The sequence below is a fragment of the Candidatus Hydrogenedentota bacterium genome (assembly GCA_012523015.1).
Taxonomy (GTDB): Bacteria; Hydrogenedentota; Hydrogenedentia; order Hydrogenedentales; family CAITNO01; genus JAAYBJ01.
This window is the reverse complement of the sequence record JAAYJI010000160.1, coordinates 1-14102: the sequence shown is the minus strand read 5'-3', so window position 1 is coordinate 14102 and position 14102 is coordinate 1. Positions and strand designations below refer to the sequence as shown.

The 14102-nt window shown below is 50.6% G+C and carries 7 protein-coding genes and 1 pseudogene; 7 read left to right on the top strand and 1 reads right to left on the bottom strand.

Annotated elements, in window-relative coordinates; translation table 11 throughout:
* Nucleotides 1-487: hypothetical protein (locus GX117_06950; protein NLO33075.1), on the bottom strand; the 487-nt coding region annotated here is incomplete at its 3' end.
* A gap of 424 nt (nucleotides 488-911) precedes the next feature.
* On the opposite strand from GX117_06950, the gene GX117_06945 reads away from it, so the two are divergent.
* From GX117_06945 to eno, 7 genes and pseudogenes are all read left to right on the top strand, one after another.
* Nucleotides 912-1334: a hypothetical protein gene (locus GX117_06945; GenBank protein ID NLO33074.1), complete on the top strand. Its 423-nt coding sequence runs from the start codon at nucleotides 912-914 to the stop codon at nucleotides 1332-1334.
* A 240-nt stretch (nucleotides 1335-1574) separates the two neighbouring features.
* Nucleotides 1575-1913, top strand: a complete 339-nt coding sequence (locus GX117_06940; protein ID NLO33073.1) for a hypothetical protein — start codon at nucleotides 1575-1577, stop codon at nucleotides 1911-1913.
* 77 nt (nucleotides 1914-1990) lie between these two features.
* Nucleotides 1991-3466 carry a hypothetical protein gene (locus GX117_06935; GenBank protein NLO33072.1) on the top strand — a complete coding sequence of 492 codons (1476 nt, stop codon included), beginning with the start codon at nucleotides 1991-1993 and terminating at the stop codon, nucleotides 3464-3466.
* A 268-nt stretch (nucleotides 3467-3734) separates the two neighbouring features.
* A pseudogene (rpoB, locus tag GX117_06930) lies at nucleotides 3735-7583 on the top strand (DNA-directed RNA polymerase subunit beta).
* Between the two features lie 3 nt (nucleotides 7584-7586).
* Nucleotides 7587-11711 (top strand): DNA-directed RNA polymerase subunit beta', encoded by a 4125-nt coding sequence (gene rpoC, locus GX117_06925; protein ID NLO33071.1) that lies wholly within the window; start codon nucleotides 7587-7589, stop codon nucleotides 11709-11711.
* Between the two features lie 43 nt (nucleotides 11712-11754).
* Entirely contained in the window at nucleotides 11755-12735 is a 981-nt protein-coding gene (locus GX117_06920) for a hypothetical protein (GenBank protein ID NLO33070.1), read from the top strand.
* Nucleotides 12736-12920: 185 nt separating this feature from the next.
* The coding region (gene eno / locus GX117_06915) for a phosphopyruvate hydratase (GenBank protein NLO33069.1) at nucleotides 12921-14102 on the top strand (1182 nt) is incomplete at its 3' end.

Here is a 14102-nt window from a genome sequence, read left to right as displayed (position 1 = left end):
TATGTCCCATGTATACGACGAAAAAATCTGGCTTTAGCGCTGCCAGTTCTTTAGCGGCAGCGCGCATGACGTGAGAATTCAACGCGGGACATGCAAGATTATAAACTTCAAAATGAAGCTTGGGAAAGGAATCTCTGAGCATGCATTCAAGGATACGTGTAAAACTGAAGGCACTATCCATGGAGTCGCCTGCCGCCACAGAACCACCGAAAACGAAAATTCTATAGGTGTCGTCATCTTTTCTTTTGGGAATCGGCCAACCCCATTCTACGGTATGTTCAAGGGAGGCCTTTATGGGAGCCGGGAAGTATTGATAATAAAAGGCGGTATTGATCCGATACGACGGCTGGGATGCCTGCGGATATTCGAGAAATAAGCGGTGCGATTCCCCGTATCCGGCTACGCGAAGCACGCCTTCCGTACCTAGCAAGAAGAGGAGGCATAAAACGAGGCTTATTAATCCAATGACGATCACTTTTTTTATCATGGGAGTTTCCGGTTACTTGGGTTTTTTTTTTATACCGTGATTTGAACGGGCTTAGAATACATCACTTGTACCGCGGTGTCAAGCTTTTAAGCGGAAAGGGTGTCGGTGTCTTTAAACCGGATTTTCCGATTATTATTGAGTGGTTGAAACGCGGGTCTTCAAAAAAGACGTAGTGCAAAATATCGAGCTTAAAATGGCGAAACCCCTTGATGTACAAGGCTAAAAATATTTTTCAATTGTTTATATATGGGTAAACTGATGGGTATACCTCTATATAACGGTCAGTAGGGATAATTCTTTCGCTAAGTCTTTGATATAAATGGAGTAATGAATAATTATTCCTAATATCATGCTAATGGTTTATCTATAGTAGTAGAGCATGTATAAGCAATGTGAATTTTTGTCTTAAAGTAAGGAGTGGTTTATGGTGTTGACCAAAATACTGAGACGTGAGCCTTGGCTAACCAAGAGCGAGCGCCGCTATATTCATGTTTTTTTGCAAGGCGTAGAGGAATTGTTTGCCTCTTGTGACGTGAAATATTCGCCTCTTCTATCGTTGCGTGTTGCAGACGTGGCGGTTCATATGTTGTTGGTGCGGCGATGGGAGCAAGGTCTTATTCCGGGGGAAGAGGAAAGTGAAAAAGTAGATGCGCGGGGCAGTCTTTTTGAGCAAGTAATGAAAACTCGGGAACGGCTGCGTAAATCGATCAAGGAGTTAGAGGATGCCTGTGCACGTCTTGGCACACCTGTTGACACGGGCATTGCGGGCAAAGTGCTCCCCTTGGTGCGGCAAACGGCGGATTTGCTTCATGCCCCTGAATCTGCCGGCGCTTCGCCGCAGGGGTAGGGAAAATAGCGGTGTTCCGTCGGCGGGAGTGAGGCGTGTTTCGCGCAATCCTTAGCCTTGTCATACTATAATGGGGGCAGATGACAAAACGGCCGCGGCATCGGCCGGGAAAAGGAGATCTTTATCATGACTCGGACAAGATTTTGCCTTGGTGCAGTGCTTGTTATGACCTTTGTTTTGTGTTCTTCCTGTGCGACCCCTCCGAAAAAGCCCCACGGGGGACAGGCCTATAATCGAGAAATGGAAGTGACCGCCTATGACGCGGGCAAAAAGTCCTGTAACTGGAAACGGAACTGGTTGTTGCAGCCGGTGGTGGCGTCAGGTCCGAATAAAGGGCAGCCCAAAAAAGTGGGGATCACCGCCAGCGGCACCCGTGCCCGACCGGGAACCCTTGCTGCCGATACGGATTATTATCCTTTCGGAACGGTCATTTATGTGCCCGGCTACGGTTATGGCCGCGTTGAAGATCGGGGCGGCGCTATCAAAGGGCCCGATAAGCTGGACGTTTTTTTTAAGAGTCGTAAAAAAGCGCTTCAATGGGGGCGGCGCCGTGTACGGGTACGCGTCTGGCCCGGATGATAGGCGGCGCAGCTTTGCGCTTGGGGTGGATCTTTATCGGATCCGTGGAAAATTGAAACTATGAGGGGGAAAGGATAATGGCATCTTCGCAATTTCCCACGGGGATAACAGAGGAACTTAAGAAACGAGGTTTGGATGAGGAGGCTTGCGCCCGTTGGCTGGGTCTTGCGCAACGCGAATGTTTCGCCCGCGATTTTATTACTGACCGTAACGGACAGCCTTGGCAGGTTCGTCCCTATCAACAGGCTTCTCTGGAATCCCGTGCCTTGCGTAAGGTACATTGTGACGGCCGCGACGTGGGCAAAACGGCGGAAATCGAAATCATCGCGTGTTGGGCGATGGTCACCTGTCCGGACACGGAAATGCTAATCGCGACACAATGTGAGAACCATCTTTTCCCGCTCATGAATCGACTGACCCGTCGCTTTCAGACGACGCCCGCTTTCGCGCCGTCATTGGTGGAGATGCGCCGTTCGCCTTCCTGGCATTTTCGCTTTTCCAACAATTTCATATTGTGGGGGCGCATTGCGGGGCAGCGTGGCATTAATTTCCAGGGCATGCACGTGGACTGGCAAATTGTAGATGAGGCGCAGGAGATGACCGAGCCATCTTGGAGTGAGTTATATCAAGCCTTGAACGGCGGCGGGCGGCGCTGGGTCTATGGCGTGCCCAATGGACTGCGCAACGGTTTTTATCGTATGTCGCAACAATCGGACTGGGAACAATACAACTGGCCGAGCAGCTTGAACCCGGAGTTCACAGTGGAAAAGGATGCGGAGCTGGCGCAATTGTATGGGGGGCGCAGCGCGCCCGGCTATATTCACCGTGTCTTGGGGTTGCATGGGGAACCTTGTTATGCTGTCTTCTCGCTGGAAGACTATCTTGCTTGCGTGGACACTGCCACGCCTCTTGTCTTGTGTGTGTTGAAAGAGGGGGACGAATTCGCAGCACCATCCGGGATCCCGCGGGGATCCTATTATCTGGGCTGCGATTTGGGGTATGCCCGCGACCCTTCCGAATTCGTTGTGTACAGTGATCAACCGCCCCATTTAGTTCAGGTGCTGCGCGTGCGACTTGAGGGTGTTAATTATGCGCGTCAGGCGGAGATCATCCGCGTTCTTGACCGTGCCTATCAATTCCGGCGCATTGGTATTGATGCAGGGAATAATGGTCGTGCCGTGGCGCACGTGCTGATGGCAGAGGGCTTAGACTGGTGCGCCCGTGTCCATGCCATTGAATTCGGCGCGCTGGTTGATGTGGACATTATGCCTGATGGACAACGGGCACGGCGTCGCGCGAAAGAGTTCATGACCCAACTGCTGCAGCGCCGTCTCTCGGAACGAACGCTCATCCTGCCTCCCGACCCGGATCGGGAAACACAGTATGCGGCGCATACCTACCGAGTAAACCCTCAGGGCGCTATTGTTTATGAAAAAGGGGACGATCATATTATTGATGCGGACCGCTGTGCATTAATGGCGCACTATGCTGATACGCAAGGACCGCATCGAGAAAGTGCCGTGTCACTGCCTCTTGGATTTTTTTGGTTTTAAAAGGATGAGAGGGCGGAAAGAGGCAAATTTTCCGTCAGCTATGAAAAGTGCGGGTAATTCTGAGCCCCGTCGAGGGGGCGGCTCGGATAACGGGACTTGGTGGGTGGCTTTGGGGACTTGTGCGTAGTGAAATTTTGACATTGCCTTACTTTTTTGCTATTATAGGCGAAACTATAAATAGGTGAAGTGTATCTAACAACAGCGCTTATACCCTGGGCCCCGTTGTTTTTTTCATGCTCAACTTACCCAACGCGAAGGAGAAATCCACATGGCTGTTGCCCCCCGCGAAACACGAGTGTCTCTTGGTCGTGTCGCCGACACCCTTGATTTGCCTGATCTTATTGAGATTCAGACGAGATCCTATGAAAATTTTCTTCAGTGGGAAACACCGCCTGAAGAACGAAAAAATCAAGGGTTACAGGAAGTTTTCAATGATCTTTTTCCGATCGTCTCCCCCAATGGTCTTACCCATCTCGAATTTGTGAGTTATTCTTTAACGCCGCCCAAGTATAGCATCCAGGAATGCCTTGATCGTGCTATGACCTATTCGGGGTCGCTGCGTGCGCTGTTGCGTTTGGTTAAATTCGAAGAGATCGGTACTTCCGGTGAGCGGCGCGAAAAAAATATGATGGAACAGGAAGTGTTTCTTGGCGACCTGCCCATCATGACGCCTACGGGCACCTTTATTGTCAATGGTGCCGAGCGCGTTATTGTAAGTCAGCTGCACAAATCGCCCGGCGTTTCTTTCGAAGACAAAAAGCACCAAAACGGAAAAGTGCAGGTAAGTGCACGCATCATTCCGTATCGCGGCGCTTGGCTTGAGTTTGAATATGACCTGAGCGATGTGCTGTCGATTACGATTGATCGGCGCAGCAAATTGTTGGCGACTACTTTCCTGAAATGCTTTGGCATTGCCGAGCCCACCGATATTTTGAAGCATTTCTACACTTTCGAAACGGTTTCCATTAAGCGCAGTTATTTTTATGTCGGAAAGAAAAAGACTGCCCCTGAAGATATGGAAGACTATTATCTTGCCGATGATATTATCGACCCCGAGACCGGCGAGATTATCGCAGAAGCTTGCGATAAGCTGACTTCGGTCATGATCGATCGGCTCATGAATTCACCAATCCGCGAATTTGAAATTATCCCCAAAGAAGAGTTGGATAAAGATCCTTCGATCCTCTATACCCTACAGCAAGATACGACGCTTACGGAAGATGACGCGCTGCGCTACTACTATTCGCAAGTGCGCCCGGGCGATCCCGCGACGGCAGCCACATGCCGCACCTTTTTCCAACGCACCTTTTCCGATGCGACCCGCTATGATTTTGCTGCTGTGGGCCGCTATAAAATCAATCGCAAATTAGGGTTGCAAATTGATCAGAACAATAAAACGCTTACACTGGAAGACGTATTGGCAACCATGCAGTACCTCTCCGGCTTGCGTGCCGGCAAAGGAGTCCGCGATGACATTGACCATCTCGGCAACCGCCGTGTCCGTTCTATCGGTGAGCTTTTGGTCAATCAGGTTCGCACGGGTCTCGTTCGGATGGAACGAACTGTCCGCGAACGCATGAACTATCAGGACGAAGAAAATCTGAGTCCGCAAAATTTGATCAATCCGAAGCCTGTTAATGCGGTCATCAAAGACTTCTTCGGCCGCAGCCAACTCTCCCATTTCATGGATCAGATTAATCCGTTGGCGGAATTGACACACAAACGTCGGTTGAGTGCATTGGGACCGGGCGGCTTGAGCCGTGAACGGGCAGGTCATGATGTGCGTGACGTGCATCCCACCCACTACGGACGAATCTGTCCCATTGAGACGCCGGAAGGTCCGAACATTGGGCTTATGGCATCCCTTGCAACCTATGCGCGCATCAACGATTACGGCTTTCTTGAAACGCCGTACCGAAAAGTTGAAAACGGAAAAGTCGATGCCGCTCAAATAGAAATGTTATCGGCTTACGACGAAGACAACTACACCATCGCCCAAGCCAATGCGGCTTTGGACGAACACGGTCGTTTCAAACGGGACCTGGTCTTCTGCCGACGTCAAGGCGACTTCCCCCGTGTTGTGCCCGGTGAAGTGGACTTTATGGACGTGTCCACGAAGCAGGTGGTCAGTGTGGCGACCGCCTTGATCCCCTTCCTAGAACACGATGACGCTAACCGCGCCCTTATGGGCGCGAACATGCAGCGCCAAGCGGTGCCCCTGTTAAAATCTGAATCGCCTTTGGTCGGTACGGGGCTTGAGCACGTTACCGCCAAGAATTCAGGGACCGTAGTCTGTGCATTGCGCGATGGCGTAGTAGAATACGTTGATAGTGAAATCATCCGTGTGAAGGCGAAAGTGAAGAAAAACGACAATCCTTTCCGCACGGAAGAAGATGTGTACCATCTGAAGAAGTTTGCCCGCTCAAATCAAAATACCTGCATTAACCAACGGCCTATTGTTCATAAAGGCGATAAGATTCGTGCCGGCGAAATCATAGCCGATGGCCCTGCTGTGGATAATGGCGAGCTTGCTCTTGGCCGCAACGTGCTGGTGGGCTTCATGTCCTGGGAAGGCTATAATTTTGAGGACGCCATTGTACTGAGCGAAGATTTGCTGAAAGAAGACGTTTTTACGTCCATTCACATTGACGTCTATGAAATGGATTCTCGCGATACAAAGCTGGGTCCGGAAGAAATTACGCGGGATATACCGAATGTTCCCGAAGATAAGCTGCGCAACCTTGATGAGGATGGTATTATCAAGATCGGCGCCAAAGTATCGGCGGGCGATATCCTGGTTGGTAAGGTGACGCCTAAAGGTGAGACGGAACTGGCTCCGGAAGAAAAATTGCTGCGCGCTATTTTCGGTGAAAAAGCCGAAGACGTGCGGGACGCCTCGCTTTATGTGAAGACCGGTTCTTCGGGTGTTGTCGTAGACGTTAAGATATGCAGCCGCCAATAAAAAGGGCTGGTCAAACAGGCAAAGAAACGTCTGAAACTGGAAACGGATCGTATTGAGCGCGATTTCAACCAACGCATTGTGGAGATTCGCGAAAGCTTCGAGTCCTTGGTCAGAACGGATTTGGTTGGTCTGCGAATCATGGAAGACGTCTATGATTTCAATACAGACACGATCTGCTTGGAAAAGGGCAAGAAGGTGCGTGCGAAACAGCTGAGCGCCCTTGATTATTCATTGCTTGCCCGCTTAAAAGTGGAAGATAAAAAGACCCAACAAAAAGTGTCGCGGCTCGTTAATCTTGCCGCTATGGAAGAGGCGAAGCTGATCGCAATTCGTGATGCGCAAATTGAGCGGGTCACGAAAGGGGATGAACTGCAGCCCGGCGTCAACAAGTCGGTAAAAGTTTATGTAGCGATTAAGCGGCGTATGTCTGTGGGCGACAAGATGGCCGGCCGCCATGGTAATAAAGGGGTCGTGTCCCGGATTGTCGCGCGCGAAGATATGCCTTTCTTGCCGGATGGTACGCCGCTGCAGATTCTCTTGAATCCGCTGGGTGTGCCGTCTCGTATGAATGTGGGTCAAATTCTTGAAACACAATTGGGCTGGGCATTGAAAACGCTCGGCATGAAAGTAGCGACGCCGGTATTTAACGGCGTGACGGAAGATAAGATCCGCGAGCTGATGGTGAAGGCGGGGCTGCCTGAAAATGGCAAGATCAATTTGCGTGACGGACGCACGGGCGAAGAACTCTATCATGATTCCTTTGTCGGTCAAATTTACATGATGAAACTCAATCACCTTGTAGAAGACAAAATTCACGCACGGTCTATTGGTCCCTACTCGTTGGTGACGCAGCAGCCTTTGGGTGGGAAAGCACAAAGCGGCGGTCAGCGTTTTGGAGAAATGGAAGTTTGGGCGCTGCAAGCTTATGGCGCCGCTTACACCTTACAAGAACTGCTGACGATCAAATCGGATAATATTCAAGGGCGTACGAAAGCTTATGAGTGTATCGTCAAAGGCGATCCTGAAATTGAGCCGGGCACGCCGGAATCCTTCAATGTGCTTGTGCGTGAAATGCAAAGCCTTTGCTTGGATGTCATTAAACTGAATAAATCCGATTCCCACTTAAACGACGACGACGAACTTTCGGAGGTCTGATCCATGGCGAAATTTGTACCTACTACAGGTGATACTTTTGATGCGATCCAAATCCGTATCGCTTCTCCCCAAGAAATTTTAAAATGGTCTAAAGGCGAAGTTAAAAAGCCTGAAACCATTAACTACCGCACCTTCAAGCCGGAAAAGGACGGTCTTTTCTGCGAGCGTATTTTCGGGCCCGTGAAAGACTGGGAATGCGGCTGCGGCAAATATAAAAAAGTGAAACACCGCGGTATAACCTGCGACCGCTGCGGCGTTGAAATTACGGAATCGAAAGTTCGTCGCGAACGCATGGGCTGTATTAAACTTGCCGTTCCCGTTTCCCATATTTGGTTTTTTAAGAATACGCCCAGCGTGATCAGCAACTTATTAGATCTGCCCATTCGCGCCCTCGAGCGGATCATTTATTTTGAACAATTTGTTGTTGTTGATCCCGGTGACACGTCTCTCGAAAAGAAAAAACTGTTAACCGAAGATAATTATCATGAGGCGCGCGAAGAATACGGCGTGGACAGCTTTACGGCGCTTATGGGCGCGGAAGCCATCAAATACCTTTTACAGGAAATTGATTTGGATGAGTTGAGCGCGGAATTGCATCTCCAATTCCAGACGGCCACCTCCCAATTGGTGCGGAGCAAATCAATCAAGCGTCTCAAGATTGTGGAATCACTGCGTAAATCCGGCAATGATCCCACATGGATGATCCTTGATGTGATTCCGGTGATCCCGCCCGATCTGCGGCCTTTGGTGCCGCTTGATGGCGGCCGCTATGCGACCAGTGATCTCAATGATTTGTATCGGCGTGTGATTAATCGCAACAACCGACTGAAACGTTTGTTGGAGTTGCGCGCTCCCGAGGTGATCTTACGTAATGAAAAACGGATGCTTCAAGAATCCGTTGATGCTCTCTTCGACAACGGCCGTCATGGCCGCGTCGTTTTGGGCACCAGCGGCAACCGTCCCCTGAAATCTTTAAGCGATATGCTGAAGGGGAAGCAAGGCCGTTTCCGTCAAAATCTGCTGGGTAAACGCGTGGACTATTCCGGTCGTTCCGTTATTGTGGTGGGCCCCGAATTAAAACTCCATGAATGCGGTCTGCCCAAACGTATGGCCTTAGAACTCTTTGAACCCTACATTGTGCATCTGCTTCGTGAACGGGGTTATGCCACTACCTTGAAGACGGCGAAACGCGCTATTGAGCAGGGTAAAGAAGAGGTGTGGGATATTCTCGAAGATGTGATCCGCGATCACCCCGTATTGCTCAACCGTGCGCCTACACTGCACAGGCTCGGCATTCAAGCTTTCCAACCCGTGCTGATTGAAGGCAGCGCCATACGCTTGCACCCCTTGGTCTGTCGTGCCTTTAATGCGGACTTCGACGGTGACCAGATGGCCGTGCACGTGCCGCTTTTCCCGGCAGCACAACTGGAAGCCCATCTGCTCATGATGTCCTCTTCCAATATTTTTGCGCCGTCCAACGGCTTGCCGGTTGTGGCACCCAGTCAAGATATTGTTTTGGGCATCTACTGGATGAGCCGTCAGGCGACGGGCGTGAAAGGTGAATGGCAAAAAGAATGGATCGATGCGCAAGGCAATATCTTGCGTCCGGGCCAGGTCTACTCGTCGTGTGACGAGGTAGTCCAAGCCTTTGAAGCGGGCCGTGTCGATATTCACGCCCATATCAAAGTCCATTTTGAAAAAGAAATTGTGGACACCACGGTGGGCCGTGTGTTGCTTGCCGATGAACTCTCTCCGGAAGTTACCATCCTTGACGTGAACCGTGAACAAGACCAAAGCAGTATCGGCGACGTGATCGCCAAATGCTATAACCGTCATGGTCATCACCGAACCGTCGCCCTTTTGGATAAGCTGAAACGGACCGGCTTTAAATATGCCACCTATTCGGGATTGTCTATTGCGTTGGATGATTTGGTCGTTCCCAAAGAGAAAGAAGGCATTCTCACCGAGACCGAAAAACGGGTGAAACTTATTGACAGTACCTATCGTCATGGACAAATGCTTGAAAAAGAGCGTTACCAAAAAATTATTGACGAGTGGACTATTGCCGGCAATCGTATCACCGGTGCCATGCTTCAAGCTTTGGAATCCAAAGATCAAGGCTTCACCGGCATTTATATGATGTTTAAATCCAAAGCGCGCGGAAGCAAAGACCAGATCAGGCAATTAGCAGGGATGCGCGGCCTCATGGCAAAACCTTCCGGCGATATTATTGAATCGCCTATTACCTCGAATTTCCGCGAAGGCTTAAGTGTTATTGAATACTTTATTTCTACGCACGGCGCCCGAAAGGGATTGGCCGATACGGCATTGAAAACAGCCGACGCCGGTTATTTGACACGTCGCCTGGTTGACGTGGCGCAGGATGTGACTATTGAAGAGCACGATTGCGGCACCATTAACGGCGTTTGGGTAGAGGCGCTTGTTGAGGGCGCAGAAGTGATGGCGCCTCTGCAAGAGCGTATTGTTGGACGCTATGTACTCGATGATTTATATTTGCCCAACGAACCGGACCCTGTCGTTCGCGCTGATGACGAGATTACCGAAGAAGCGGCGAAAAAAATTGCAGATGCCGGTCTGCCCGGTGTCACGATTCGTTCCGTATTGACCTGTCAGTCTGTGAAAGGCGTTTGTGCACTTTGCTATGGACGTAACCTCGGTACCGGTAATTTGGTGGAGATCGGTGAAGCGGTCGGTATTATTGCCGCTCAGTCTATCGGTGAGCCGGGCACCCAATTGACCATGCGTACCTTCCATATTGGCGGCGCCGCCAGCCGTCAGGTCGAAAGCCCTGATATTAAGGCGAACGAAAACGGCGTGACCGAATTTAGAAATGTACGTGTGGCGGTCAATCGCGCCGGCGACACCGTAGCGGTCAATCGCGGCGGCGAAATTGCTATTCTGAATAAGGACGGCAAAGAAGCCCAGCGTATCGCTGTTTCTCCCGGATGCGTGCTGCATTGTGAAAATGGTGATACCGTAACACGCGGACAAACCGTCTTTACCCAAGATCCCTACAACATCAATATTGTGGCGGAAAAAACGGGTACCGTGCGGCTTGATGACATGGTGCAAGGATCGACCATACGCCGTGAAGTCAATCCTGAGACTGGACAGGAAGAAATCGTTGTTACGGAACATAAACACAACCTGCACCCGCAAATTACGATTCTTGGCGAAAACAAAGAGATGTTGACCTTTACACCGCTTGCCACAGGAACCCAAGTTCAGGTGAAAGACGGTGATGAAGTTGTGGTCGGTGATTTGCTCGGTAAAACGGCACGGCAAATGGCGAAGACCAAAGACATTACCGGTGGTCTACCCCGTGTGGGAGAGCTGTTTGAAGCGAGAGAACCCAAAGATCCCGCTATCATCAGCCATATCGACGGTATTGTTGAGCTTTCCACGACAACGCGCAGCGCCCGCAAAGTGGTCCGCGTTATCCCGCCCGTCGGCAAAGAACGGGAATACACGATCTCGCCCGGCAAACTGCTGAACGTTTATAGCGGTGACCGTATTTATGCGGGTCAACGTATTACGGACGGTCCTATTATTCTTGAGGATATTTTGGAAGTGCAGGGTGAAGAAGCCTTGCGCAAATATTTGTTGAACGAAGTTCAAAAAGTATACCGCCTGCAAGGCGTGCGTACGGACGATAAACACATTGAAGTGATTATTCGGCAGATGTTGCGTAAAGTCCGTATCAAATCCGACCCGGGCGATACGCCTTTCCTTGCTCAAGAAGAAGTGGACAAGGTGCGTTTTGCGAAAGTGAACGAAGAGACGCGCCGCCGTGACGGTCGTCCCGCAGAAGCGGAACCTATGCTTCAGGGAATTACGAAAGCGGCGCTCAGCACGAATAGCTTCGTTGCTGCTGCATCCTTTCAACAGACAACCCGTGTGCTTACAGACGCTTCGATCAGCGGTAAATACGACTACCTGGAAGGACTCAAAGAGAATGTGATTATCGGTCACTTAATTCCTGCAGGTACGGGCAGTAAACATTATCAAAGTTCGCGGGCACAACTTCCCGTTGATGACATTGAAGAATTCCTTCACATTGATGATGATGCCTCCCTCGTGGAAGAAGAAAGCGAACAAATCGGATAAGCTTCGCAGCGCCCGATCTTTGTAATTCTATAGGAGACGGTTCATGAACAAGCTGATGTTCAGGTACTTCAGCCTGCTATTGCTTGCCTTTTTGATGGTATGTCTCGGCACGAATGCCGAGCCTATCTATACGGACGGCGTTGTTGCCATTGTCGGCGGAGAGCCCATATTGCAAAGCGATATTATGCAGGAGATTCTCCCTAAATTGCAGGAGAACGGTACTGCCGCTATGAGCGACGCCGGCGAAGATCCTATGGAGCCTTTATTTAAAGAGGCGCTTGAGCAGGCAATCGAACATTTTATCCTATACAAAGAAGCGAAAAAGGCAGGCGTTGAAATCAGCGATGCTGATGTTGAAAAGCAGATTACTGAAATTCGCAAACAGTACGATTCAACGGAAAGTTTTCAAAAGGCTTTGGACGCCGCCGGCTTCACGGTTCGCGATTTTAGAGAGCGGATGCGCCGCCAGATGATGGCCATGTCTGTGGGCATGGCAAAGCGGCGTGAGTTCGAAAAAGAAGCGGTGGTCTCGGAAAATGATCTGCGCCAATACTACGAAGAGAGTGCTGCCAAATATGAGTTCCCCGCACAATATCGCGTGCGCCGTATCTTCTTGAGTAGCGGCGGCGGTACGGGCGACAAAGACGCGCTCCGTGAACGGCTGGCATCTCTGCGCGCCGAAATTGAAGGCGGTGCTGATTTCGAAGAACTGGCGCGGAAAAACTCCCAAGGCCCAGAAGCCAATGAAGGCGGTATGATGGGCTGGACAAAACCGGAAGACTTGGTCGAGCCCTTAGGCAGCGCGATACAAGCGCTGCAGCCCGGGCAGATGAGCGAAGTCTTGGAAACGGAGTTTGGCGTGCATTTGCTGCGCGTGGAAGAATTCCAAGAAGCGGGTTCTAAGCCCTTTAACGAGGTGCGCACAGAATTGGAACCCTTGGTGCGCAACAAAATCGCCGGTCTGCGCTATCGTCAGTGGATGGGAACACTTCGCAAACGGAATAATGTGAAGCTCCTCATTTAGTATAGGCAAGAGCGGCGCAGCCGTGGTTTGTTATAGCGTACCGCAGGTAATAAAAAAACACAGCTGCAGAAAAAAGATTTTTTAGTCCTTTAAGTTAGGACAATCCGAACTGCATAATAAAGTCCCCTGCACGCATCCGCTTGCAGTACAAAAAATAAAGTATAGCGTATAAAGGAACCCATCAAATGACAAGAATTATCGGAATTGAAGGTCGTGAAATACTGGACTCCCGTGGAAAACCAACGGTGGAAGTAGATGTCTTTTTGTCCTCCGGCGTCATGGGCCGCGCAGCTGTACCCTCCGGTGCTTCCACAGGAACCAATGAAGCCTTGGAATTGCGCGATGGTGATAAAGAACGGTATCAGGGTGCGGGTGTTGAGAATGCGGTTGCCAATGTAAATGATGTGTTGGCGCCCGAACTCATCGGTATGGACGCGTTGAGCCAACGTGATATCGATGCAACCATGATCGCACTGGACGGCACCAAAACGAAGAGCAACATGGGTGCTAACGCCATGCTCGGCATATCTCTTGCCACGGCGAAAGCCTCCGCTGCCGCTCTCGAACTGCCTTTGTACCAATATATCGGCGGCGTGAATGGCCATGTACTGCCCGTGCCGATGATGAACATCTTAAATGGCGGCGAACATGCCGACAATAATGTGGACGTTCAAGAATTTATGATTATGCCTTTTGGCGCATGCTGTTTCAAAGAAGCGCTCCGCATGGGCGCGGAAGTTTTTCACGCCCTGAAAGACGTCCTCAAAGGCAAAGGTCTCAATACCTCCGTGGGCGATGAAGGTGGCTTTGCACCGTCCTTAGGCTCCAACGTGGAAGCTATCGAAGTGATTTTGAAGGCCATCAAGCAGGCTGGCTACGAAGCGGGTAAAGATATTTTCCTCGCCCTAGACGCTGCCTCCAGTGAATTCTACAAGGATGGCAAGTATCGCTTGGACGCTGAAGGCGTTGAAAATACAGCCGAAGAAATGATCGCCTATTGGGCGGATTGGGTTGCCAAATATCCTATCGTTTCTATTGAGGACGGTCTTGATGAAGCGGATTGGACCGGTTGGAAACAGCTGACCGATACACTGGGCGATAAAATTCAGCTCGTCGGCGATGACCTTTTCGTGACCAATGTGGAATATCTCGAACGGGGCATCAAAGAAGGTGTCGGTAACAGTATTTTGGTTAAAGTGAACCAGATCGGTACGCTCTCCGAAACTTTGGACGCCTGTCAAATGGCGCATCGTGCGGGCTATACGACTGTGATTTCTCACCGCAGCGGCGAAACGGAAGACGCTACCATCGCCGATATCGCTGTAGCCATTAATGCGGGACAAATCAAGACCGGTTCTGCTTCGCGC

Bases quoted from the DNA above. Each gene is read 5' to 3' on its own strand.
- GX117_06920 (NLO33070.1), top strand. From the start codon at position 11,755: ATGAACAAGCTGATGTTCAGGTACTTCAGCCTGCTATTGCTTGCCTTT.
- GX117_06935 (NLO33072.1), top strand. From the start codon at position 1,991: ATGGCATCTTCGCAATTTCCCACGGGGATAACAGAGGAACTTAAGAAA.
- rpoC (NLO33071.1), top strand. From the start codon at position 7,587: ATGGCGAAATTTGTACCTACTACAGGTGATACTTTTGATGCGATCCAA.
- GX117_06945 (NLO33074.1), top strand. From the start codon at position 912: ATGGTGTTGACCAAAATACTGAGACGTGAGCCTTGGCTAACCAAGAGC.
- GX117_06940 (NLO33073.1), top strand. From the start codon at position 1,575: ATGGAAGTGACCGCCTATGACGCGGGCAAAAAGTCCTGTAACTGGAAA.